Source organism: Pseudomonas sp. NPDC087626 (assembly GCF_044743405.1).
Lineage (GTDB): Bacteria > Pseudomonadota > Gammaproteobacteria > Pseudomonadales > Pseudomonadaceae > Aquipseudomonas.
The window spans coordinates 59,702-83,061 of the sequence record NZ_JBIUWJ010000030.1 but is presented as its reverse complement, the minus strand read 5'-3'; the positions used below and the strand labels follow the sequence as shown (position 1 = coordinate 83,061).

Annotated in this window: 24 protein-coding genes; 4 read left to right on the top strand and 20 right to left on the bottom strand. The window is 61.0% G+C overall.

All coding sequences use genetic code 11. The annotated features are described in order from the left end of the window. Nucleotides 1-186: 186 nt before the first annotated feature. From ACIOVD_RS22010 to minC, 8 genes are all read right to left on the bottom strand, one after another. On the bottom strand, nucleotides 187-2,343 hold the full coding sequence (locus ACIOVD_RS22010) for a mechanosensitive ion channel family protein (protein WP_401130171.1): 2,157 nt from the start codon (nucleotides 2,341-2,343) through the stop codon (nucleotides 187-189). A gap of 78 nt (nucleotides 2,344-2,421) precedes the next feature. Beyond that, nucleotides 2,422-2,598 (bottom strand): hypothetical protein, encoded by a 177-nt coding sequence (locus ACIOVD_RS22005; RefSeq protein WP_174244590.1) that lies wholly within the window; start codon nucleotides 2,596-2,598, stop codon nucleotides 2,422-2,424. Nucleotides 2,599-2,717: 119 nt separating this feature from the next. Next, nucleotides 2,718-4,007 (bottom strand): M18 family aminopeptidase, encoded by a 1,290-nt coding sequence (locus tag ACIOVD_RS22000; RefSeq protein ID WP_095167916.1) that lies wholly within the window; start codon nucleotides 4,005-4,007, stop codon nucleotides 2,718-2,720. A 96-nt stretch (nucleotides 4,008-4,103) separates the two neighbouring features. Continuing rightward, nucleotides 4,104-5,207, bottom strand: a complete 1,104-nt coding sequence (locus ACIOVD_RS21995; protein WP_095167917.1) for a hypothetical protein — start codon at nucleotides 5,205-5,207, stop codon at nucleotides 4,104-4,106. Between the two features lie 54 nt (nucleotides 5,208-5,261). Next, a complete protein-coding gene (locus tag ACIOVD_RS21990; protein ID WP_027620023.1) occupies nucleotides 5,262-5,897 on the bottom strand; it encodes an RluA family pseudouridine synthase in 636 nt (211 codons plus the stop codon). 91 nt (nucleotides 5,898-5,988) lie between these two features. Beyond that, nucleotides 5,989-6,243: a cell division topological specificity factor MinE gene (gene minE, locus ACIOVD_RS21985; RefSeq protein ID WP_095167919.1), complete on the bottom strand. Its 255-nt coding sequence runs from the start codon at nucleotides 6,241-6,243 to the stop codon at nucleotides 5,989-5,991. Further along, nucleotides 6,243-7,055: a septum site-determining protein MinD gene (gene minD / locus ACIOVD_RS21980; RefSeq protein ID WP_095167921.1), complete on the bottom strand. Its 813-nt coding sequence runs from the start codon at nucleotides 7,053-7,055 to the stop codon at nucleotides 6,243-6,245. The genes minE and minD overlap by 1 nt, the downstream gene beginning before the upstream one ends. 199 nt (nucleotides 7,056-7,254) lie before the next feature. Next, nucleotides 7,255-7,992, bottom strand: coding sequence for a septum site-determining protein MinC (gene minC, locus ACIOVD_RS21975; protein WP_095167923.1), 738 nt, complete (start codon nucleotides 7,990-7,992; stop codon nucleotides 7,255-7,257). A gap of 121 nt (nucleotides 7,993-8,113) precedes the next feature. Between minC and ACIOVD_RS21970 the strand changes: the two genes are divergently transcribed. Together ACIOVD_RS21970 and ACIOVD_RS21965 are read left to right on the top strand one after the other, a co-directional pair. Then, entirely contained in the window at nucleotides 8,114-9,046 is a 933-nt protein-coding gene (locus tag ACIOVD_RS21970; RefSeq protein WP_159997418.1) for a lipid A biosynthesis lauroyl acyltransferase, read from the top strand. A 46-nt stretch (nucleotides 9,047-9,092) separates the two neighbouring features. After that, entirely contained in the window at nucleotides 9,093-10,262 is a 1,170-nt protein-coding gene (locus ACIOVD_RS21965; protein ID WP_401130167.1) for a patatin-like phospholipase family protein, read from the top strand. A gap of 72 nt (nucleotides 10,263-10,334) precedes the next feature. Here the strand turns inward: ACIOVD_RS21965 and ACIOVD_RS21960 are convergent, their stop codons facing one another. The 9 genes from ACIOVD_RS21960 to puuE all read right to left on the bottom strand — a co-directional run bounded on the left by ACIOVD_RS21960 (nucleotide 10,335) and on the right by puuE (nucleotide 18,386). Continuing rightward, nucleotides 10,335-11,120 carry an outer membrane protein OmpK gene (locus tag ACIOVD_RS21960; protein ID WP_095167928.1) on the bottom strand — a complete coding sequence of 262 codons (786 nt, stop codon included), beginning with the start codon at nucleotides 11,118-11,120 and terminating at the stop codon, nucleotides 10,335-10,337. After that, nucleotides 11,117-11,497 carry a hypothetical protein gene (locus tag ACIOVD_RS21955; protein ID WP_143501178.1) on the bottom strand — a complete coding sequence of 127 codons (381 nt, stop codon included), beginning with the start codon at nucleotides 11,495-11,497 and terminating at the stop codon, nucleotides 11,117-11,119. The genes ACIOVD_RS21960 and ACIOVD_RS21955 overlap by 4 nt, the downstream gene beginning before the upstream one ends. Nucleotide 11,498: 1 nt before the next feature. Continuing rightward, nucleotides 11,499-12,284, bottom strand: coding sequence for an outer membrane protein OmpK (locus ACIOVD_RS21950; protein ID WP_095167929.1), 786 nt, complete (start codon nucleotides 12,282-12,284; stop codon nucleotides 11,499-11,501). Between the two features lie 97 nt (nucleotides 12,285-12,381). Beyond that, nucleotides 12,382-13,740, bottom strand: coding sequence for a nucleobase:cation symporter-2 family protein (locus ACIOVD_RS21945; protein ID WP_320332825.1), 1,359 nt, complete (start codon nucleotides 13,738-13,740; stop codon nucleotides 12,382-12,384). A 140-nt stretch (nucleotides 13,741-13,880) separates the two neighbouring features. Next, nucleotides 13,881-15,179 carry a urate hydroxylase PuuD gene (locus ACIOVD_RS21940; protein ID WP_159997416.1) on the bottom strand — a complete coding sequence of 433 codons (1,299 nt, stop codon included), beginning with the start codon at nucleotides 15,177-15,179 and terminating at the stop codon, nucleotides 13,881-13,883. Nucleotides 15,180-15,229: 50 nt separating this feature from the next. Further along, a complete protein-coding gene (locus ACIOVD_RS21935) occupies nucleotides 15,230-15,733 on the bottom strand; it encodes an ureidoglycolate lyase (RefSeq protein ID WP_095167934.1) in 504 nt (167 codons plus the stop codon). Between the two features lie 127 nt (nucleotides 15,734-15,860). Further along, a complete protein-coding gene (gene alc / locus ACIOVD_RS21930; RefSeq protein ID WP_095167936.1) occupies nucleotides 15,861-16,856 on the bottom strand; it encodes an allantoicase in 996 nt (331 codons plus the stop codon). A 91-nt stretch (nucleotides 16,857-16,947) separates the two neighbouring features. Continuing rightward, nucleotides 16,948-17,463 (bottom strand): 2-oxo-4-hydroxy-4-carboxy-5-ureidoimidazoline decarboxylase, encoded by a 516-nt coding sequence (gene uraD, locus ACIOVD_RS21925; RefSeq protein ID WP_095167938.1) that lies wholly within the window; start codon nucleotides 17,461-17,463, stop codon nucleotides 16,948-16,950. Continuing rightward, nucleotides 17,460-18,386, bottom strand: coding sequence for an allantoinase PuuE (puuE, locus tag ACIOVD_RS21920; protein WP_095167940.1), 927 nt, complete (start codon nucleotides 18,384-18,386; stop codon nucleotides 17,460-17,462). Before puuE ends, uraD begins: the two co-directional genes overlap by 4 nt. 436 nt (nucleotides 18,387-18,822) lie before the next feature. On the opposite strand from puuE, the gene uraH reads away from it, so the two are divergent. Next, nucleotides 18,823-19,176 carry a hydroxyisourate hydrolase gene (gene uraH, locus ACIOVD_RS21915; RefSeq protein WP_095078352.1) on the top strand — a complete coding sequence of 118 codons (354 nt, stop codon included), beginning with the start codon at nucleotides 18,823-18,825 and terminating at the stop codon, nucleotides 19,174-19,176. A 178-nt stretch (nucleotides 19,177-19,354) separates the two neighbouring features. Here the strand turns inward: uraH and ACIOVD_RS21910 are convergent, their stop codons facing one another. The 3 genes from ACIOVD_RS21910 to ACIOVD_RS21900 all read right to left on the bottom strand — a co-directional run bounded on the left by ACIOVD_RS21910 (nucleotide 19,355) and on the right by ACIOVD_RS21900 (nucleotide 22,061). Continuing rightward, nucleotides 19,355-19,981: a LysE family translocator gene (locus tag ACIOVD_RS21910; protein ID WP_095167942.1), complete on the bottom strand. Its 627-nt coding sequence runs from the start codon at nucleotides 19,979-19,981 to the stop codon at nucleotides 19,355-19,357. A 64-nt stretch (nucleotides 19,982-20,045) separates the two neighbouring features. Continuing rightward, complete coding sequence (locus tag ACIOVD_RS21905) at nucleotides 20,046-21,395, bottom strand: NCS2 family permease (RefSeq protein WP_401130161.1); 1,350 nt, start codon at nucleotides 21,393-21,395, stop codon at nucleotides 20,046-20,048. Between the two features lie 219 nt (nucleotides 21,396-21,614). Then, the gene (locus ACIOVD_RS21900) at nucleotides 21,615-22,061 is read right to left on the bottom strand and encodes a MarR family winged helix-turn-helix transcriptional regulator (protein WP_159997412.1); all 447 of its coding nucleotides are present in this window, start codon (nucleotides 22,059-22,061) and stop codon (nucleotides 21,615-21,617) included. An 82-nt stretch (nucleotides 22,062-22,143) separates the two neighbouring features. On the opposite strand from ACIOVD_RS21900, the gene ACIOVD_RS21895 reads away from it, so the two are divergent. Then, a complete protein-coding gene (locus ACIOVD_RS21895; RefSeq protein WP_401130159.1) occupies nucleotides 22,144-23,310 on the top strand; it encodes a PLP-dependent aminotransferase family protein in 1,167 nt (388 codons plus the stop codon). Nucleotides 23,311-23,360: the final 50 nt, after the last annotated feature.

The window sequence follows — 23,360 nt, the reverse complement described above, 5'->3', positions numbered from 1 at the left end:
GAGCCTTTTGCTTACTTTTGGGCTCCTCCAAAAGTGAGCCGCTGTAAAAGCGGAACCATAGGAGGCCGTTACCGCAAAAATGGATATGTACTCGGCCGAATCCAACACCTCCGGTAGGCCCACAGGCCGCCACAAAGCTGTGTAGATACCTACGCCCATCGCGGGCTAGCGGCATGTCAGGCACCATCAATCCTTCTCGGTCCCCCCTCCCGGGGTAATCACCTGGACGCTCATGCGTGGCGTCGCCAGGTCCAGGCCGGCCTCGTCCATATGGCGCTTGAGCGACAGGTTGAACGCCCGTGACACTTCCCACTGCTTGATCGGCGCGGTCTTGAACCGGGCGCGCAGGATCGCACTGCCGGACTCGAAACTCTCGACGCCCTGGATCTCCAGCGGCGACCAGATGTTGCGGCGTTGCAGCGGATCGTTACGGATTTTCTGGCCGACGTCGCGCATCAGTTTGATCGCTTCGTCGATTTCCATGTTGTAGGGCACCGCCACGCGGAAGATGGCGTAGCCGAACTCGCGCGAGTAGTTCTTGATGCTTTTGATTTCGCTGAACGGGATGGTGTGGACGATGCCGTCGATGTCCCGCAGGCGTACGGTGCGGATGGTCAGGCCTTCGACAGTGCCCAGGTGGCCGCCGACGTCGACGTAGTCGTCGATGGCCAGGGAGTCCTCGATGATGATGAACAGCCCGGTGATCAGGTCGGCCACCAGAGACTGGGCACCAAAACCGATGGCCAGGCCGATGACACCGGCACCGGCCAGCAGCGGGGTGACGTTCATGCCCATGTTGGCCAGGGCGACGATCAGCGCGATGATGAAAATCGCCACGAACAGCACGTTGCGAATCAGCGGCATCATGGTCTGCGCACGGGCATTGGCCAGGCCTTTGCGCGAGCGGGTGAGGGCGTGGTGCACGGCGGTGTCGCTGAGGATCCAGATCAACCAGGCGAAAATCAGGGTGCCGGCCAGGCTGAACAATTTGACGCTGACGTCATGGCCTTCGCCTTCGGTGAAGCGGATCAACGACATGCCCCAGACCCGCAGGCCCAGTTCGATGAACACCAGCCAGATCGCCAGGTGCACCAGGGTGTAGCAGAAGCTCTTGAGGCGTTCGGAGTACAGCGCGTGGCGCTTGGCCCCGCGTTGCGGTTTGAGGGAATGCCGGCGAACCAGGCCGTTGATGACCATGCACACCACCAGCAGCACGGTGCAGATCAGCGCCTGGCGCAGGGCGGTGCTGGTGTCGCCTGCCGAGACGAAGGTGGCAAACAGGGAGATGCCCACCAGCACCAGGGCTGGCAGGTACCAGAAGGTACCGAGGATCTCGATCGTGTCGCTGAGGGCGCGGCGGGTCAGGCGTCGCGACAGCGGCTGGTTGCGGATCAGGTGCGCGATGGGACGACGGAAACGCAGGATGAACAGGCCGGTAGACAGGGCGGCCAGTACATTGGCCACGGTGGCGGTGGCGTGGGCCAGGTGAATCCCCAGGCTGGCCACCAGCCTTGGGTCGTTCAAGGCTTCGCCGAATGCGGCAAAGCTGCCGATCAGCCACAGCGGGCGGAAGGCCTGGTGCCGCAGGATGTACAACGCGCGGTGGCGGTGCGGACCATCGAGCAGGGAAAAGGCAATCACGCAGACTGCCGAGAAGCAGGTCCCCACGACCAGTGCATAGGCCAGCACCATCGCCAGGTACTTGCCCAGGGAGGGCGGCAGGGCGTAGCTCATGTAGACGGTGATCACCAGGGCGATCAGCCAGGGCCCGAGCTTGCGCAGGGCGAAGCGCACCAGGTCCCAGGTCCGGGGATGTTGTGGCAGCTCTTCGGTCAGGCCGAAGCGCATGCGCAAGCGGTGGCTGAGCCAGATCAGGGCCGCGGCGAGCAGGCTCCAGAGCATCAGCACCACGGCAAAGCCAAAGATGATCGGCAGCCACTCGCTCGCCGGCAGCATCAGGCTGCTGAATTCTTCCTTGGCCTGGTCAAATTCGGCGCTCCAGCGGGTGATCGGGCTGTCGGCGCCGGTGAGTTGTTTTTCCAGGCTCGACAGGGTGCCGCCGATCAGGCCCAGCACGCCTTCTTCCGCGGGTGGCTGGGCCTTTTTCGTGGCGTCGCGCAGTTTTTTCAGGTCGGCCAGCAGCTTGGCCCGTTGCTGGTCGTTTTCCAGCGACTTGATCACTTCGTCCAGCGATTGCCCCAACGGCTCGTTCGCTTGCGGCTGGGTTTTGCTGGAGCTGCCGAGCAGGCTCGGCAAGCCGACCGCCTGGGCCGACGCCACGGGCAGCAACAGCAGCAGGCAAATGAACAACGTGGACGGCAGGGCGAACAGGCGAGCAAACACTAGGCGGTCAACCTCAACAGGTGCAGGTTGACCGAGTGTACGAGCGGGGCAAAGCCAATGCGAGCGTGGCGGGTGCTTTTATTCGTTGAGCTTGGCGAGGATCTTGATGACCACGGTGGCGAGAATCACCAGCATGCCGATCCACATCGAGAACACGCCGGCGTTCTTGTCGCGAAAGTTGAAGCCGATGGCCAGCAGGATCATCCCCGACAGGATCGGAATGAGCATGGAGTTGAACAAAGACATCGAGATCATGGCGACAGCCTTAGAAAGGTACAGGTTTAAGTTTAGGTGGCTTTTGCGTCAACGGGCGTGATGAATGTCAACGCCAGGGCAATTCGCGGCGAGGGCACCAGCACCCTCGCCGTGACGGGTCATGGCAATTCGCGGCAGGCGTAGAACGCGCTCAGCACTTTGACCAGGTGCACCAGGTCGTGGCTGCCGCACAGTTCGCGGATCGAGTGCATGGCGAACGTCGGCAGGCCGATGTCCACGGTTCGCACGCCCAGGTGGCTGGCGGTGATCGGGCCGATGGTCGAGCCGCAACCCATGTCACTGCGCACCACGAAGCTCTGCACGGGTACTTCTTCGGCCATGCACAGGTGGCGGAAGAAACCGGCGGTTTCACTGTTGGTGGCGTAGCGCTGGTTGCTGTTGACCTTGATCACCGGGCCGGCATTGAGTTTCGGGCCATGGTTGGCGTCGTGCTTGTCGGCGTAGTTGGGGTGCACGCCGTGGGCATTGTCGGCCGAGATCAACAGGGATTTCTGGATGGTGCGCACGAACTCCTCACCTTCGGGCAGCAGGCGGCGCAGGGTCTGCTCCAGCATCGGGCCGTCGGCACCGCAGGCCGAGCAGGAGCCGACTTCTTCGTGGTCGTTGGCGACAAACACGCAGGTCTCGTCAGTCTCGGCGCTCAGCAGCGCTTGCAGGCCGGCGTAGCACGACAGCAGGTTGTCCAGGCGCGCACCGGCAATGAAATCGCCGTGCAGGCCAATCACCGCAGCACTTTGGGTGTCGTAGAAGCTCAACTCGTAGTCCAGCACCACGTCGGCATTCAGGCCGTGTTCCAGGGCCAGTTGGTTGGTGAGCACGGCGCGGAAATCGACGCGCTCGTCACCGGCAAATTGCGCGAGGATCGGCGGCAGTTCGGTCTGCGCGTTGATCGCCCAGCCCAGGTTGGCCTCACGGTTGAGGTGAATGGCCAGGTTGGGAATGGTGGCGATCGGCGCCTTGAAGTCGATCAACTGGCTTTCGACCTTGCCGTCGCGGCGGAAGGTCACGCGTCCGGCCAGCGACAGGTCGCGATCGAACCAGGGGGCAAGCAGCGCGCCGCCATAGACTTCGACGCCCAGTTGCCAGAACCCCTGGCGTTGCAGTTCAGGTTGCGGCTTGACCCGCAGGCACGGGCTGTCGGTATGGGCGCCGACCATGCGAATGCCGTCGTACAGCGGCGAGTTGCGGCCCAGCTTGATGGCCACGATCGAGGAGTCGTTACGGGTTACGTAGTAACGACCGTTGGCTTCGGTAGTCCAGGACTCGCGCTCGTCAAGGCGCTGATAGCCCGCCGCTTCCAGGCGCTGGACCAGGCTGGCAGTGGCATGAAAGGGGGTAGGGGAGGCCTTGAGGAAGTCGATCAGGCCTTGGTTCAACTCTTCGCGCATAAGTAGCTCCAGACAGCAGTGCCGCGAGTTTAACGTATTGGCCACACGCATTGGGCAAGTGCGTGTGGCGCACGGCAATCGACTCGCGACACGGGATCAATGTGCCAAACGCTTGCGCAGGTAGGCAATGATGGTTTGTTCGTCCGCCGACTTTGCCGGCTTGGGCAGGTGTTTCGGCCAGCGTCCCTGGTCGGGGCCGAAGAACTGCTTTCGCGTGCCTTCGTCCCAACGCAGAATCTCCCGCGAAGCCGACTCCCACCATTCATGACGACACACTTCGTAGTACGGGTGCTCGGGGGCGGCACTGCCATAGAGCAACGCACGGCCGACCTTTTTCACCGCACCACGCTTGTTGCGCAGCTTCCACTTGATGCGCAGGCGCTGCCACGGCGAGGGGATCGGTTTGCAGCGGGGCACCTCGGTGCACAGCGTGGGCAGTTCGGCGCGGAAGCGTTCGCCATGCAGGCTGAAGAAGTGCTTTTGCATGGCATGGAAAAAGCCCTTCTCGGCGAAGTAGTGGTAGATGTAGCGGTTGGCTTCATGCACCGGCTTGTCGCGCATGGCGAAGGACAGGGCGATCTGTTCGATGGTGTGGATATCGAACCCATCGCGGGTCCACTCGTCGATCAACTCGATGCTGCGTTCAAGCAAGGGGCTATCGCTGTCGGTGACGCCACACAGGCCACTGTTGTACAGCTTGAACCCGTTGTCAGGCGTGACCCCGTGGGCTTGCAGGCAAGTGCCCAGCTTGAGGTAGTCCGCGCGTTCGCAGACAGTGCGCCAGTCGTACTCGAAGCGATCCATCACGTACTGGCCGGGGCCAATGTGCTCGAACACCCGCAGGGGGTTGTCGAGGAACAGCGTGTCGGTGTCGACGAACAGGGTCTTGTGCGCCAGCGTCAGGCCGTAGGCAATGGCGCAGGCCTTGCGCCGGTGGTGATAGCCGTTGCTGCCCTGCCAGGCGGTCATGATCTCATCGCTCAGGGCGATGGTTTCGACCGGCCAGCCGGCGTAGTCCTGCGGGCGATCGGTGAGGACGCGGATGCACAGCGGCTCGGCCTTTTTCAGTTGGGCCAGCGCCGTGAGGATGCTGAACTTGGCTTCGCGCCGGTACACGTCCTTGTCGCCGTAGACCAGATAGAGCAACTGCTGCGGCGCTTTCTCAAGGGGCGTCGACGGTTGTGGGGAGTCAGGCGTCATCGGTCCAGGCGTCCTTCAGGTTTCGACGGGTTGCTTGAAAGGGCTTCAAGGCGCTCAAAAGGGTGCCGGGCACTCAAAGCGCAGGCGTTCACCACTTTGCGGGTGGGTAAAGCTCAGCATGCTGGCGTGCAGGCACAGCCGAGGATACGCCGCCAGGGCTTGGGGGTGGGCGTACAGCCCGTCGCCCAACAGCGGATGGCCGATGGAGAGCATGTGCACGCGCAATTGGTGCGAGCGACCGGTAATCGGCGTCAGCTCCACCCGGCACCAGTCACCACAGCGCTCCAGCACGCGCCAGAAGGTCAGCGCATGTTTGCCGAACTCGTGGTCGACCACGTGGCGTGGTTTGGTCGGTGGGTCGTAGCGCAGCGGCAGATCGATACTGCCACTGTCCAGTTCCGGTTGGCCCCAGCACAGCGCCGTGTAGGCTTTTTCGGTTTCACGGTCGTGAAATTGCCGAGACAGTTCACGATGGGTATCCGGGTCGCGGGCCAGCAGGATGATCCCCGAGGTTTCCCAGTCCAGGCGATGGACGATACGCGCTTCCGGGTAGCCGTTTTCCTGCAGGCGAGTAATCAGGCAGTCCTTGTTGTCGTCGGCGCGGCCAGGCACCGAGAGCAGCAGGGTAGGCTTGTTCACCACCAGGACGGCGGCGTCCTGGTGGAGGATGTGGATATTGGACAACGGCATTAAAACAGCCTCGTAACAAACGCCAACGGCGACTCAGGCCCCTCCAGCAAACCTGGGGGACCTGAGCCGCCGTGGCTCCAGCCGGATCGACTCAGCGATCTGGCAGGGTGATATTGAGTTCCAGAATCGAGCAGCTGCCCTGGTTTTCCAGTGCAACATGCACGTCGTCGGACCCGATATTGACGTACTTGCGGATCACCTCGACCAGTTCCTTTTGCAAGGCTGGCAGGTAGTCAGGGGTGCTGCGCTGGCCGCGTTCATGCGCCACGATGATCTGCAGACGCTCTTTCGCTACCGACGCGGTGCTGGTTTTTTTGCTGGCGCGAAAGAAGTCAAAAAGATTCATTATCTACCTCCAAAAAGGCGCTCGAAGAATCCCTTCTTCTCAACATCAAGGAACCGGTGTTCCACGGTTTTGCCCAACAGACGATCGACGGCATCGCTGTACGCCTTACCGGCGTCGCTCTGGTCGTCGAGAATCACTGGCACGCCTTGGTTGGAAGCCTTGAGTACGGCTTGCGACTCTGGAATCACGCCAAGCAGGGTGACGGCCAGAATCTCCTTGACGTCTTCGACGCCAAGCATTTCGCCGTTGCTGACGCGCTCAGGGTTGTAGCGAGTCAACAGCAGGTGTTCCTTGATCGGGTCTTCGCCGTTTTCGGCGCGTCGCGATTTGCTGGCCAGCAGGCCCAGCATGCGGTCCGAGTCACGTACCGAGGACACTTCCGGGTTGGTCACGACAATCGCTTCATCAGCGAAGTACATGGCCAGGTGGGCGCCTTTCTCGATGCCCGCCGGGGAGTCGCAGACCACGAATTCGAAATCTTCCTTGAGTGCCATCAGCACCTTTTCCACGCCTTCGACGGTCAGCGCGTCTTTGTCGCGGGTCTGACTGGCTGCCAGGACGTAGAGGTTCTCAAGGCGCTTGTCCTTGATCAGGGCCTGCTGCAGGTTGGCTTCGCCATTGACCACATTGACGAAGTCATACACTACGCGACGCTCGCAACCCATGATCAGGTCGAGGTTACGCAGGCCGACGTCGAAGTCGACGATGACTGTTTTGTGACCACGCAGAGCGAGGCCGGTACCGATAGCGGCGCTGGTGGTGGTCTTACCCACACCACCCTTGCCGGATGTAACCACGAGAATCTTGGCCAAGGTGTTTCACCCCTAAGGAAAAAGGACTTTTAGCCCCGAAAAACATCTCTTGAAAACTACTGCAGTCGGACAGCCTTGGCTGGAATCGGGCCTGGGGCAGGGTTTACCTCCGGTAAACACCGCTCTATGCCATTTTCCTACTTCGTTTGAGCCGTTTTCACTACGTTTTAGAGATGCTTGGAAAATGCGGCAGTATCCGTTAAAGCCGAATGATGTTCAACACGTCGCCCGACAGGCTGACTTGTACGCCGGCCCCCCAGAGCGGGTCGCGACGAAGATCTTCGGAAACCTTGTAATGACCGGCGATGGACAGCAGTTCAGCGCTCATTTGCTGGCAGAAAATCCGTGCCTTGGTGTCGCCTTTGACCCCGGCCAGCGCACGACCGCGCATCGGCCCGTATACATGGATGTTGCCATCGGCCAGAAGTTCCGCCCCCGGGCTGACCGAGGACACCACCACCAGGTCGCTGCCCTGGGCGTAGATCTGCTGGCCGCCACGTACTGGCGAAGTGATGATGCGCGTCGGCTTGATGCTCGGCTCCGGTGGTTTTTCCGGTTTTTTGCGCACTTCACCTTCCAGCGGTTCAAGGGCGCGCTCGCGGGCACCCGACGGCGGTAACACCGGCAGGTCGACGGCAATGGCCGCGGCAATGTCCTCGATACGGCTGGCGCGGATGGCCAGGGTACGCAGGCCATGGTGGCGACATACGCGCATCAGGGCCGGCAGGTCCACCGAGCCTTCACTGGCCGGTAGCTTGTCCAGGGCCAGCACCAGCGGGGCGTTGCTGAAGAAATTAGGTGCCAGAGCTACCTTTGCAGCCAGCTGCCGGTCGAGGATTTCCAGGTCATTGCGGGCCAGCTCCAGCACCGTAATGGCGAGCATGCTGCCCTTCAACTGGAACACGGGATCTTGGTCTAGCAGTTCGGTTTGGCTCATGGTTGGCATACAACGGCTTGTCACTAAAAGTGCCGAGACTTATAACGAGAACGCCCGCAGCCCGCAAGCAGGGTCGAACCGATGTAGAATGCGCGACCTTGTTGTCCGTCCGGAATCGTTAATGGATCGCCCGCAATTTCGAGCTGCATTTCTTTCGCCACGTTTTTGGCCGCTATGGTGCGGTCTAGGGCTGCTGTGGCTGGTTGTCCAGTTGCCGTATTCGTGGCTGTTGCGCATTGGTCGTGTGCTGGGGGCCGGCATGTATCGGGTCGCCAGCGACCGTCGGCGCATCGCCAAACGTAACCTTGAGCTGTGTTTTCCCGAGAAAACTCCCGACGAACGCAAACGTCTGCTCAAGGAAAACTTCGCCTCCACCGGCATTGCCTTCTTTGAAATGGCCATGAGTTGGTGGTGGCCACGCGAGCGCCTGGCGCGCCTGTCCCATATCGAAGGCCTGGAGCATCTCAAGCAGGCCCAGCGCGATGGCCAGGGCGTGATCCTGATGGCCTTGCACTTCACCACCCTGGAAGTCGGCGCGGCGCTGCTGGGCCAGCAACACACCATCGATGGCATGTACCGCGAGCACAAGAACCCGCTATTCGATTTCATCCAGCGTCGTGGCCGCGAGCGGCATAACCTCGACTCCCTGGCGATCGAGCGCGAGGACGTGCGTGGCATGTTCAAGCTGCTGCGCGCAGGCCGGGCGATCTGGTATGCACCGGACCAGGACTACGGCGCCAAGCAAAGTATCTTTGTGCCGTTGTTTGGCATTCTCGCGGCCACGGTGCCGGCCACCAGCAAGTTTGCCAAGCTGGGCAAGGCGCTGGTGGTGCCGTTCACCCAGGAACGCCTGGCCGATGGCAGCGGTTACCGCCTGGTGATCCACCCGCCGTTCAGCGATTTCCCGGGGGCCAGCGACGAAGCCGACTGCATCCGCATCAACCAGTGGATCGAAAGCGCCGTCAGCGCCTGCCCCGAGCAGTACCTGTGGGCGCACCGGCGCTTCAAGAGCCGGCCGCCGGGCGAGCCGAAACTCTACGACAAGCGTGGTTGAGCCCGCGACGGCCTACCGTCAATAACCAGCACCAGGGAGTGTGGCGATGAGTTCGGCTGAACCGGTGACAGGCTTGATTCTTTCCGGCGGCGGGGCTCGGGCGGCGTACCAGGTAGGCGTATTGGCGGCCATCGCGCAACTGTTGCCGGCCGGCGCGGCCAATCCGTTCCCGATAATCGTCGGCACCTCGGCTGGGGCAGTCAATGCGGTCAGCCTGGCCGCCGGGGCCATGGACTTCACGGCCGCCATCGAACGCCTGACCGCGTTCTGGCAGGGCTTTCGCAGCCATCAGGTGCTGCGCAGCGACTGGCCCGGTGTGATTAGCCAGGCCAGTCGTTTTGTCACCCACAGTCTGCTGGGGATCGGCGCCAAGGTGCCGGTGGCGCTGCTCAACAGCTCGCCCTTGAGTGATCTGCTCCACACCAGGCTGGACCTGTCGGGCATCGATCAGGCCATCGCGCAAAAACAACTGCACGCTGTGGCCGTCACCGCCTTTGGCTATGAATCCGGACAGGCGGTAACCTTTTATCAGGGCGGTCGCAGCATCGACCCCTGGCTGCGGCACCGGCGCATCGGCGTGCCGACCCGGTTGAGCGTCGAGCACCTGCTGGCCAGTTCGGCCATTCCCCTGTTGTTTGCACCCGTGAAAATCGGCAATGAGTACTTCGGCGACGGCGCGGTACGCCAGTCGGCGCCGATCAGCCCGGCGTTGCACCTGGGGGCGAGCCGGGTGCTGGTAGTGGGTGTCAGTGGCAACCCGCGCGGCGTCGATCCCGACACCTCCCTGCGCACCTACACCGGCCAGCAGCCGTCCTTGGCGCAGATCGGCGGGCACATGCTCAACAGCACCTTCATTGACAGCCTGGAAAGCGACATCGAGTTGTTGCAACGCCTGAACCAGTTCAGCCACTTGCTGCCCGATGGCACGCCAACCCGCGCCCTGGGTGTGGCACCGGTAGAGGTGTTGGTGATTGCGCCGAGCCAGCCGATCGACGAGATCGCCGCACGGCACCGCCAGGAATTGCCGGCGGCACTGCGCCTGTTCCTGCGCGGCCCGGGGGCAACCAAGACTAGCGGGGCAGGGGTGTTGAGTTACCTGCTGTTCGAGGCGGGATACTGCAGCGAGCTGATCGAACTCGGCCGGCGCGATGCCTTGGCCAAGCGGGAGGAGTTGTGTCGGTTTCTTGGGGTGCGGGAGCCGGTGATTCCGGCCTGACAGGCATCGCCCTTCACCCGCCTACGATGCGCGTTGGCGGGTGAAGGGTGATGCCGGTTGGTCAGTCCAGACTCAGAAGTGCACCTTGACCAGGAAGCTGGTCACGCTCTGATCGGTCTTGAAGCCTTGGCTGTCTTCAATCCCGTATTTGTTTTTCCAGTAGTCATACTCGACACCGACGTACAACTGCTTCTCGCCCAGGTTCAGGGCCTTGCCCAGGTCGTATTTGACCTGTGGGTTGAAGTGCAGGTTGGCGTGGTATTCGCCTTTGCTGTTGACGTCGTTGTCGACCACCCAGTCCATGAAACCGTCGATCAGCACATCGGAGCCGCCGACAGGGATGGTGTAGGACCACACAGGGGTGATCTGCCAGACATCGTCACCCGGACGGTCGCCTTCAGTGTGGCGGTTGTAGAAGTTCAGCTGGAAGTAGTCGAAGCCTGGAATGGCCAGGTCGAAGCCCGGACCGATCAGGTAGGACTCGGTGTCGTCTTCGCCAAACTCGTAGGTCATGGCCAGCAGCACGTCCTTGATTGGGCCAAACTCGAACTTCTGGTCGAAGATCTTGTTGAATGACAGGCGCGGCTGGAGCTCACCGTAGTGGGTGTTCTCACCGGCGAAGGCATCTTCTTTGCCGTTGTAGAAGATCTTGTCGATAAAGAAGAAGTTGTCGCCGTACTTCCAGGCGTCGGCGTGCTCGAAGGTCACGGTCTGCTGGATGCGCGGGTTGACTTGAAAGTCTTTGCCGTAGAGATAGGTCAGGCTGTTGTTCTGCCACTGCAGCAGATCGCCGGCCATGGCCTGGCCCCCTGCCAGCAAGGATCCGGCGAGCATCAGGCTAGTGCACGTACGTTTCATTCGGTTGCTCCCAAAGTAGGTGTTCCACGTTTTTTTTGACGGCGCTCTGGTGTGGCGCCTTTTTTCAGTGCTGCAAAAACCATCCAATCGGTCAGCTTTACAGCTCTTAGCAAGAGCTGGGCCAAGGCATTTAAAAAGGCAAAAAACGCCTGGTCGGCTGTTCGAAAACAGTCGATCAAGCGTCCATTGGGCTTTTGTCTGTCTAGCCTCGTGACCGTCCAGGGCCGGGATAAGTTGGCTTTCTGGTCAGGAATTAAATCCGGGCTTTTTTTTATACCGGATTCAGACGGCCGCGGAGAATACTGGCTCCCGCGCCACGGCTCAAGCGCCCCGCAACAGCGCACCGGTATCAAACCTGGGGCACCGTTGCGGGCCATTCTAGAAGTGCACCTTGATCAGCAGGCTGGCGGTGTTCTGGTTGGTGTCCAGATTGGCGTTGTCCTCGATGCCGTACTTGTTTTTCCAGTAGCTGTATTCGGCCCCGACGTAGATCTGTTTGGCCGGGCCATTGAGGGCCTTGCCCAGGTCGTACTTGATCTGCGGGTTGAGGTGCAGGTTGGCGTGATAGGTGCCGCGTGAGTTCTGGTCGTTGTCCACGACCCAGTCGAGGTAGCCGTCGATCAGCACGTCGGAGCGGCCGGCGGGAATGGTGTAGGACCAGGTCGGGGTGATCTGCCAGACCCCGTCACCTGGGCGCGGCCCTTCGGTCTGGCGTCGGTAGAAGTTCAGGGTCACGTAGTTGAACCCGGGCACCGCCAGGTCGAAGCCGGGGCCAATCAGGTAGGCTTCGCTTTCGCCTTCGCCATACTCATAGGTCATGGCCAGCAATACGTCCTTGATCGGACCTAATTGCAGTTTCTGGTCGAAGATCTTGCCTGCCGACAGGCGTGGGCTGAACTCGCCGTAAAAGCTGTGGGGGCCTTTGTTGGGGTCTTCCTTGCCGTTGTAGAAGATCTTGTCGACGAACAGAAAGGTGTCACCGTACTTCCAGCGGTCAGCGTGCTCGAAGGTCACGGTCTGCTGGATCGATGGGTTGATCGCGAAATTCTTGCCGTACAGGTAGCTCAGGCTGTTGGTTTGCCACAGCAGCAGGTCGCCGGCCATGGCCTGGCTCGCGGCCAACAGGCTGGTGCCCAACAGTAGGCTTGTGTGTGTACGAATCATCTGTTGCTCCCTTTTTGTTTTTATTTTTGCTCTTGCAGGCAGCCGCCAACCCTGTAGGCGCTGGCAGCCAGCGCCTACAGGGGATGTTGCGTTTGCATCAGTGCGGGTGAGCGGCGCAATCGTTGATGGCAGCCCGTTCGCTGCCACCCAGGATGTTGAACAACAGATTCAGCGTCAGCGCGCTGAGGGTGGCCATGGCAATGCCGCTGTGGGTGATCGGGCTCATCCACAGCGGCAGGTGGGCGAAGAATTCCGGCCGGACCACCGGGATCAGGCCCATGCCGATACTCACCGCGACCAGCAATTGATTGCGCCGGTCGGCGATGTCGGCTTCCTGGAGGATCTTGATCCCGGTGGCCGCGACCATGCCGAACATGGCGATGGCCGCGCCGCCCAGCACTGCCGGCGGGATCGAGGCCACCAGGAACGCGGCCTTGGGCAGCAGGCTCAGGAGGATCAGCAACCCCCCGGCAACGATGGTGACCGAGCGGCAACGCACGCCAGTCATCTGCACCAGGCCAATGTTCTGGGCAAACGAGGAGTGGGTGAAGGTGTTGAGGAAGCCGGCGAAGAATGAGGCGCCGGCATCACACAGCAAGCCGCGACGCAGCATGCGCGGGCAGACTTCCTGGCCGGTGATCTTGCCCAGCGCCAGGAACATCCCGGTGGACTCGACGAAGATGATCACCACCACCAGGCACATCGACAGGATTGGCGCCAATTCAAACTTGGGCATGCCGAAGTGCAGCGGCGTGACGATCTGCAGCCAGGGCGCCTGGGTCATGCCGCTGAGGTCGACCATGCCCAAAAGGCCACAGAGGATGTAGCCCAGGGTCATGCCGATCAGCACCGAAATGTTGACCCAGAACCCGCGCATGAAGCGGTGTACCAACAAGATGGTGCCCAGCACCAGGGCGGCGATGCTGAGGTAGATGGGGGAACCGAATTGTGCGGCGGAACTGCCGCCGCCTGCCCAGTTCACCGCGACGGGGAACAGTGACAAACCGATCGAAGTGATGACGGTACCGGTCACCAAAGGCGGGAAGAAACGCACCACCTTGGACATGAACGGTGCGATCAGCATGCCGAAGAACCCTGCGGCAATGGTCGCGCCGAAGATGCCTTGCAGGCCGATGCCGGGCATGCCGGCCATGGCCACCATGCTGCCGACCGCCGCGAAGCTGGCGCCCATCATCACCGGCATGCGAATGCCCATGGGGCCGATGCCCATTGACTGGACGATGGTGGCGATCCCGGCGACCAGCAGGTCGGCATTGATCAGAAAGGCGATTTCTTCACGACTCAGGCCAGCGGCCTGTCCGATGATCAACGGCACCGCAATGGCGCCGCCGTACATCAACAGAACGTGTTGCAGACCTACCAGGATCAGTTGCAACAACGGCAGGCGCGCGATAGCGGGTGCGTCGGGGATGCGCGCTTCGGATGACACGGACATGCAACACCTCGGATCTTTTTTATTCTTGTGATTTTGTGCAGCAGGGAGGACCGCGGCGCGGCCAATCGCTGGCAAGCCAGCTCCCACAGGATTCAGGTGATCCTTGTGGGAGCTGGCTTGCCAGCGATGCTTTTCGCTACTTAATTGGTCTGGGCTCCCTGCACGATCCAGGCGCCGATCAGGTCACGTTCCTGCTGGGTCATCTGGGTGATGTTGCCCAGTGGCATGATCTGCGTGGTGACTGCCTGGGCTTGAATGCGCGGGGCGTTCTGGCGGATCTGCTCGGGGGTGTCGAACATCACGCCGCCCGGGGCGGCACTGAACAGCGGGCTGGTGGGCTTGGCCGAGTGACAGACCGCGCAGCGTTCCTGGATCACACTGTGCACCTTGTCAAAGCCTGGACCGGTATTGGCTGCCTGGGCCGGGGCTGCAGGAGCAGCGGCTGGCGTGGCCTCAGCCGGTTTCGCACCACCGCCGACGGCGGTTTCCGGCAGCGGCTGGTACTGGATCTGCGCGGGGGCCTTGGCCACTTCCGGGCTGGTCATCGGCGCGGGGCCGGTAACGTACGCCAGGCTGATCATGCCTACGGCCGCGACTGGCAGGGTCCAGGCGAACTTGTGGCTGTCGTGGCGGGTGTTGAAGTAGTGACGCACCAACACCGCCAGCACCGCGATCCCGGCCAGGATCAACCAGTTGTACTGGCTGCCGTAGGTGCTCGGGAAGTGGTTGCTGATCATGATGAACAGCACAGGCAAGGTGAAGTAGTTGTTGTGTCGCGAACGCAGCAGGCCCTTGGCCGGCAGGGCCGGGTCCGGGGTGCGGTTCTCGGCGATCGCCGCCACCAGTGCCCGTTGTGCCGGCATGATGATGCGGAACACGTTACCGACCATGATGGTGCCGATGATGGCGCCCACGTGCAGGTAAGCACCCCGGCCGCTGAACACTTTGCTGAAGCCGTAGGCCGCGCCGATGATCAGGACGAACAGGATGAAACCCAGCAGGGCAGGGCGTTTGCCCAGGGCCGAGTCGCACAGGAAGGAGTAGATGAACCAGCCGGCGAACAGCGAACCGATGCCCAGCAGAACCCCTTCAGGGCCGCTCAGGCTGCTGCCAGGTGCCAACAGGTACAGGGTCGGGTTGGAGTAGAACACCACGCACAGCAGCGCGATCCCCGACAACCAAGTGAAGTAGGCCTCCCACTTGAACCAGTGCAGGTTGTCCGGCATGGTCGGTGGAGCCAGTTTGTATTTCTCCAGGTGGTAGATCCCGCCACCGTGAATCGCCCAGAGATCGCCCGCCAGACCGTTCTTCGGGTTGACCCGATTGAGGTTGTTTTCCAGCCAGACAAAATAGAACGACGCGCCGATCCAGGCGACGCCAGTGATCATGTGAACCCAGCGCACGCTCAGGTTCAGCCATTCGAACAGATGTGCTTCCACAGTCTTTACCTCTCGCCTGTCACTCTGTCGTCGAGTGATCAGACCTTCTCTTATTGGTGGGGGGCAAGGATCAAGCGTTGATCCTCTTTGAAAAAATGCTCATCGCAGTTATTGCCTGTGCCACTGCGATCAACCACCAGGAAGTCATCCCGCTTTTCGATCGTCAGCACCGGGTGGTGCCAGACGCCGCGATGGTAATTAATGCCCTGCCTGCCGTTGGTGACGAAGGCGCGGACCAAGCCTGATACAGGTTCATCGCCAACGGGCGCGACCACGATCAGAAAGGGGTTGCCGAGCAGCGGAATGAAAGCCTGGCTGCCCAACGGGTGACGCTCCAGCATGCAAACGGTCAGAGGCATGTCCTGCGCGTCGGCGCGGAAAATGCTGATGATCGCGTTGTCTTCTGGCTTGGCGGTTTCCACCGTCGCCAGTTTATGGAAGCGCATGGTCGAACCGTTGTTGATCATGAAGTGATCGCTGCCGTCGGTTTCGATTACGTCACCGAAAGGGGCGAAGGCTTCTTTGGTCAGCGGTTCAATCGTCAATGTGCGCATGCTGTTCTTCTTATCCGGATTCTGTGTTGTTGGTTCTATCGTCATCGCTGGCAAGCCAGCTCCCACAGGTTGTGTGTACACCACCATTCCTTGTGGGAGCGGGCTTGCCCGCGATTAGGGGCGACGCTTATTTAGCTACCTTGCCCAGTACACGCAGGCGGCTCACACCACCATCCGGGAATACGTTCAGGCGGATGTGGGTGATCGGGCCCAGGGCCTTGATCTGCTCGGCGAAGGTGTGTTCGGCGTGCATTTCCAGTTTCTGTGCCGGCAACAGTTCGCGCCAGAACAACGACTGGGTTTCGATCTGGCTGTCGGTACCGCCCTTGACGAATGCGCCCTGGATCGAGCAAGTGTCTGGGTAGTTGCCCTTGAAGTGCAGGGTGTCGACGACAATTTTCTCGATCTCGCCCGGGTGGCCCAGGGCGACGATCACCCAGTCATTGCCAGGTGTGCGACGACGGGCAGTTTCCCAGCCATCGCCCATGTTGATCCCGCGGCCTGGGTTGAGGATGTTGCTCATGCGGCCGAAGTGTTCATCGGAGCAGGCCAGGGCACGACCGCCATTCAAGGCAGCAGCCAGGTCAACCTGCTCGTTGTCGCCAACGGCCGACCAGTCGCGGAACGGAATGCCGTACACACGCAGACGGGCCACGCCACCATCAGGGTAGATGTTGAAACGCAGGTGGCTGAACGACTGGTCGTTGTTGATTTCGTGGAAATGGTGGCTATTGCCCTGCAGCTCGACAGCCGACAGGACTTCGGTCCATTGGGTATTTGCGTCCGGCTCACCGGAGGTCAGGAAGCAGGCTTCCAGGGAGGCCGATGGCGGGAAGTTGCCGGTGAAGAATGAAGTGTCGATGTCCACACCCTTGATCGAACCCGGTACACCCAGGCGGATCACAGCGCTGTCGTAGCCTTCGAAGCGCTTGCGGCGCGACTCCCAGCCGTCCATCCACTTGCCGTTGTCATCGAAAACGCCCTCCTTCCATACGGCCGGGGTCGGCTGGAACAGACGGTTGGCGTCGGCAAACCAGTCATCGGTGACCGAGATGATCTTGGTGCCCAGGCGGGCGTCGGCCAGGTTGACGAACTTCTCGAAAGGTACGGCGTAAGCTTTCATTCTTCTTGTCTGCCTTTAATTAGTTGGCTTGGGATGCTTGCCAGGCCCCGGGGCTGTCTCGGCGTTCATGAGCCAGCCTGGGCCGGGATTGCTATAGGGTCAGTAGTCGGAACAACGCGATCTTGTTGATCTGCGCCAACGCGCACTTGAACTCGGTGTCGACCGGGTTGTGGATGCGTGTTTCGAACGCTGCGAGGATCTGATGCCGGTTGCTGCCTTTTACCGCCATGATGAAGGGAAACTTGAACTTGGCTTTGTAGGCGTCGTTCAGCTCGGTGAAGCGAGAAAACTCTTCGGCCGTGCATTGGTGAATACCGGCGCCGGCTTGTTCATTGGTGCTGGCTTCGGTCAGTTGGCCCTGGACGGCAGCTTTGCCGGCCAGGTCCGGGTGAGCGTTGATCAGCGCAAGCTGGCTTGCGTGATCGGCGCTCAACAGGATGTCGCTCATGCGCTGGTGCAGGGTTTCGATCTCGTCGATCGAAGCGTCCTGGCCCAGGTCGAAGGCCTTTTCGGCCACCCATGGCGAATGTTCGTAGATATCGGCGAAAGCGCTGACGAAGGCGTCACGGCTCAGGCTCGAGGGTTTCAGCGTTTGAAAGGTGGTCATTTCGACGCCCCTTGGTACGGGTGGGTTTGTTGCCAGTGGCGAGCGATGTCGACGCGGCGGCTGAACCACACCTGTTCATGACTTTTAGCGTATTCGATAAAGCGCTTGAGCGAAGCCAGGCGCGCCGGACGGCCGATCAGGCGACAGTGCAGGCCGATCGACAGCATCTTCGGCGCCTCGGCGCCTTCGGCGTAGAGCACGTCAAACGCATCCTTGAGGTATTCGAAGAAGTCGTCGCCCTTGTTGAAACCCTGGACCTGGGTGAAACGCATGTCGTTGGTGTCCAGGGTGTAGGGGATCACCAGGTGCGGCTTGCCGGTCGGGTTGTTCGGTTCCCAGTAGGGCAGGTCGTCGTCGTAGGTGTCGCAGTCGTAGAGGAAACCGCCTTCTTCCATCACCAGTCGCCGGGTGTTCGGGCCGGTGCGGCCGGTGTACCAGCCCAATGGGCGCTCGCCGGTGATTTCAGTGAGGATGCGGATGGCTTCGAGCATGTGCTCGCGCTCTTGCGCTTCGTCCATGTACTGGTAGTCGATCCAGCGATAGCCGTGGCTGCAGATCTCGTGGCCGGCCTCGACCATCGCGCGGATCACGTCCGGGTGGCGCTGGGCGGCCATGGCCACGGCGAAGACGGTCAGCGGAATGTCGAATTCCTTGAACAGCTTGAGAATCCGCCAGACGCCGACACGGCTGCCATACTCGTACAAGGACTCCATGCTCATGTTGCGCTCGCCCTGCAGCGGCTGCGCCGAGACCATTTCCGAAAGGAAGGCTTCCGATTCTTTGTCGCCGTGCAGGATGTTGCGCTCGCCGCCTTCTTCGTAGTTGAGCACGAAGGACAAAGCGATGCGGGCATTGCCCGGCCAGTGTGGGTGGGGAGGGTTACTGCCGTAACCGATCAGGTCGCGTGGGTAGTCAGCGCTCACTGCAGTCTTCCTTCTTATTCGAGTTTGCTTATTCGCGATAAGGGGTGGTGTGGCGGCCTGATGGTGAGATGACAGGCTGGCGTCACAGCGATGGAGTGATTGTATACAACTTTATGTGCGCTTTGTAAGCCTGATTTTTTCCATTTTTCATCAACTGTCATCTTCCAGTGCTACTGCAAGAAACCTGCCTGACTGGTCAACTTATGGATGAGAGGTCGTGATTGGCTGTGGTTTTGCGGATAAACCAGGCGAGGCGGGCAGGTCAGGAAGCTTGGGATAAAAAGTCATTATTATTGTGTACAATTTTTATTGAAAGTGTCTTAATCAGCTGCTCGCCGCAACTTTTCGTGCTCCGAAAGGGTGCGGTCTCCTTTTCAACTGACTTCGGGAGGCGCGAGGCCTGACTGCCGTACACGCGGGCAGGCGCGCAGAATCAATGGGACGTTTGACTACACACGTTTTGGATGCAGCACACGGTTGCCCGGGCAGCTCGATCAAGGTCGAGTTGTACCGCGTTGAGGGTTCGCAGCTGGAATTGGTCGCCAGCGCACTGACCAACAGCGATGGCCGTTGTGATGCGCCCTTGTTGCAAGGCGATGACTACCGGTCCGGGGTCTATCAGCTGCAGTTTCATGCCGGCGACTACTACCGCGCCCGCGGTGTCCAGCTGCCGGAGCCGGCGTTCCTGGATGTGGTGGTACTGCGTTTCGGCATCTCGGCCGAGCAGGATCACTACCATGTGCCGTTGCTGATTTCGCCTTATAGCTATTCGACCTACAGAGGAAGCTAGATCCCCCAAGAATCTGCGCAAAAAGCTTCTTTGGTCCTTCGCCCGCTCACACTGCGGGCTTTTTTTCGTCCCGGGAAAAGTGTGGCGCCTGTATGGACGCCATCGCGGGCAAGCCCTGCTCCTACGGTTTTGCAGGGTGATGCAGATCCTGCAGGAGCACGGCTTGCCCGCGATGCTTTTAGCGGCTCAACAGGGAAGCCGCGCCCGCGCCACTGAACAAGCCGGCGCTGATCCGGTTGAACCAGCTTTGCCCCTTGCCGCTGCGCAGGTAGCGCGCGGCACCATGGGCGCCAAGGCCGTAGGCCAGCTTGCAGCACAGGTCGAGCAGGGTCCAGGTGACGATCATGATCAGCAGCTGCGGCAGGAACGGCTGCTGTGCGCTGAGGAACTGGGGCAGGAAGGCGGCGAAGAACAGGATGTCCTTGGGATTGCTCGCCCCCAGGACAAAGGCGCGCCCGAACAGTGCGCGAAAGCGCGGCACAGCGGCCGCCTGGGGCACTTCAGTGGCGTGGGCCGGTTGCCGGGACTGCTGCCAGCTCTGCCAGGCGAGGTAGAACAGATACAGGGCGCCGACGATCTTCAGCGCGCTGAACAGTTGCTCCGAGGCCAGCAGCAACGCGCCAAGGCCCAGGGCCGAGGCGCTCAGCAGGCAGATCGAAGCAAACACCCCGCCGAGAAACGCCGGGTAAGAGCGGCGCAAACCGTAGTTCAGGCTGTTGCTGATCATCAATAACGACAAGGGGCCCGGGATCAGGATCACGACCAGGGCGGCGCCGCTGAACAGCAGCCAGGTTTCCAGACTCATCACTTTCCTCCATATGTGCAAAAGCCCCACCCGACGGGGTGAGGCTGGGTCACGCTTGAAACGCTTACAAGAAAATGAACTTGGCGATAAAGATCGCGCAAAGAACCCACAGGCTTACGGATATTTCCTTGTACTTGCCAGTACCGGCCTTCAGGGCCACGTACGTGATAAAGCCCAGCGCGATACCGTCGGCGACCGAAAAGGTCAGGGGCATCATGATCGCGGTGACGATCGCCGGAATGCTGTCGGTGGCTTCGTCCCACTCGATGTGAGCCATGCCGCCCATCATCAGCATCGCCACATAAATCAATGCACCGGCGGTGGCATACGCCGGAATCATGCCTGCCAGCGGTGCGAAGAACATTGCGGCAATAAATAGCACGCCGACGGTCACCGCGGTAAGACCAGTGCGACCACCCGCAGCCACACCCGCGGCACTTTCCACATAGCTGGTTACTGGAGGCACGCCGACCACCGCACCAAACACGCTGGAGGCACTGTCGGCCTTCATGGCGCGGGAGAGGTTTTCGATCTTGCCGTCCTTACCCACCAGGTTGGCCCGTTGCGCGACACCCATCAGGGTCCCGGCGGTGTCGAACATGTGCACGAAGAGGAACGCCAGCACCACGCTGATCATGCTGACGTTGAACACGCCAGCGACGTTCATGGCCATCCAGGTCGGCGCCAGGCTCGGCGGAGCGGACATGATGCCCTCGTAGTGCACCAGGCCCAGGCCCCAACCGGCCAGGGTCACGGTGATGATGCTGATGAGGATGGCGCCGAAGACCCGGTGATAGCTGAGGATGGCGATCATCAGGAAGCAGATGGCGGCCAGCAGCGGGCCTGGCTCGCGCAGGGAACCGAGCTTGATCAGGGTAGCCGGGCTGTCGACCACGATGCCGGCGGTCTTCAGGCCGATCAACCCGAGGAACAGGCCGACACCGGCCCCCATGGCATAACGCAGGCTCACCGGAATGCTATTGAGCAGCCATTCGCGGATTCGCGAGAAGGTCAGGATCATGAACAACACACCGGAGACGAACACCGCGCCCAGTGCGGTTTCCCAGTTGTAGCCCATGGTCCCGACCACGGTGTAGGTAAAGAACGCGTTCAAGCCCATGCCCGGCGCCAGGCCCACTGGCCAGTTGGCGTACAGCCCCATCAACAGGCAACCCAGCGCCGCGGCGATGCAGGTGGCGACAAAGGCCGCACCGTGATCGATGCCGGCATCGGCCATGATGTTCGGGTTGACGAAGATGATGTAGGCCATGGTGATAAAGGTGGTCAGGCCGGCGATCAGCTCGGTCTTCACCGTGGTGCCATGCACGCTGAGTTTAAACAGGCGCTCCAGCCAGCCGGTGCGTTGGGGCGGCGAGAGATCCAGCGTCGGTGCTTCGGATTTGCGGCTTTCCACAGCGAGTACTCCTCAAGAGTTTTATTGTTATTTCCAGAGCCGGACACAGAGGTGGGCAGCGGCTCTTTGAGGCACTTGCGAATTTGTTGACCTCTTGGTCAGGAACTCGCACGAAGCGAATTATGCTTTTGTATACAAATAAAGCAAATAATGTTTTCGGTTTTGTCGACGAAAAATCTGGCGATAGGGATATATCGCCAGTTGATCCAGACTGAGGGCTCAGTCTGCGAGCGCTTGGGTTTGCCCCAGGGCCTTGTTTACCGCCAGCCAGCCATCTACCGCCGCTTCACCTGCCTCGGCAAACACGCGCTCGAGCAGCTTCACCTGTTCACGGCGCAGCGCGGCTTCGAAGCGCACGCCGTCGCTGGTCAGTTGCAGCAGGCGCTTACGTTTGTCGTCCACGGCCGCCACGCTGTCCACCAGGTGCATTTCCAGCAATTGGCGCAAGGGCATGTTCAGTGCCTGTTTGCTGACGCCCAGTAGCGCGAGCAATTCCTTGACGCTCAAGCTCGGGTAGCGGGCGATGAAAAACACGATGCGCTGGTGCACCCGGCTGAGGCCTCGGCGTTCGAGCATTTCGTCGGCTTTGGCAGTGAAGGCCTGGTAGCCGAAAAAAAACGCTTCCATGGCGGCTTGCTGGGTGCTTTGGGATTTAAGGTCAAGCATATTGACGTATCTGTCCGGGCTGGCGTAATTTCGGTCAACCAGTTTGACTTAATTTCCTTGGCCTTTGCTACCGGTGACCCCCATGGCTTTTTCCGAACGTGTTGCGCGCCTCAAGAGTTCCTTGATCCGTGAAATCCTCGCCGCGGCCCAGCGCCCGGAAGTGATGTCGTTTGCCGGCGGCCTGCCGGCCGAAGCCATGCTGCCAAAGGTGCAGTGGGCCGATATGCCGGTGGCCATGGGCCAATACGGCATGAGTGAAGGCGAGCCGGCGCTGCGTGAAGCGTTGGCGGCAGAGGCGCGTGCCCTCGGCGTACCCTGTGAGGCGAGCCAGGTGTTGGTGGTCAGCGGCTCACAACAGACCCTCGACCTGGCGGCCAAGCTGTACATCGACCAAGGCACGCAGATCCTGCTCGAGGCGCCGACCTACTTGGCCGCGCTGCAAATCTTCCAGCTGTTCGGTGCCGATTGCCTGAGCGTGCCGCTGGAGGCCGACGGCCCCGACCTGGTGAAGCTGCGGGCGCGCCTGGAGCAACATCGGCCGGCGTTCATCTACCTGATCCCGACCTTCCAGAACCCCTCTGCGGTGCGCTACAGCGAGGCCAAGCGCGATGGCGTGGCGGCGTTGCTCGACGAATTCGGCGTGACCCTGATCGAGGATGAGCCGTACCGCGAGCTGACATTCGATGGCGCCAGCGCCACGCCGATTGTCAGCCGCTTGCAGCGGGCCAGTTGGATCTACACCGGCACCGTGTCCAAGACCTTGTTGCCGGGCTTGCGTGTCGGCTACCTGATTGCCAGCCCGGACCTGTTCCCGCATCTGCTACGGCTCAAGCAGTCGGCGGACCTGCACACCAACCGTGTTGGTCAATGGCAGGCCTTGCAATGGATCGGCACCGAGCGCCTGCGTGATCACCTGAGCGAGCTGCGGGATTTCTACCGAGTTCGGCGCGATGGATTCCAGGCGGCGCTGCAGCGGCATTTCAGCGAGCTGGCGGATTGGGAACTGCCGCAGGGTGGTCTGTTTTTCTGGCTGACTCTCAAGCAGCCACTCGACACCCGAACCTTGCTCAAGACTGCACTGGCCAATGATGTGGCGTTCATGCCGGGGGAACCGTTCTTTCCCGAGCCGGATTGCAACCTGGGTCACCTGCGGTTGAATTTCAGCCACATTGACCCGGCGCGCCTGGATGAAGGGCTCAAGCGATTAGCGGCGGTGGTGCGCGAGGGACAGGCGCGGCAGGCGGCGTAAGGGGAAGCTAGACAAGCATAAACCGGCCAATGGGCCGGTTTATGCTTGTC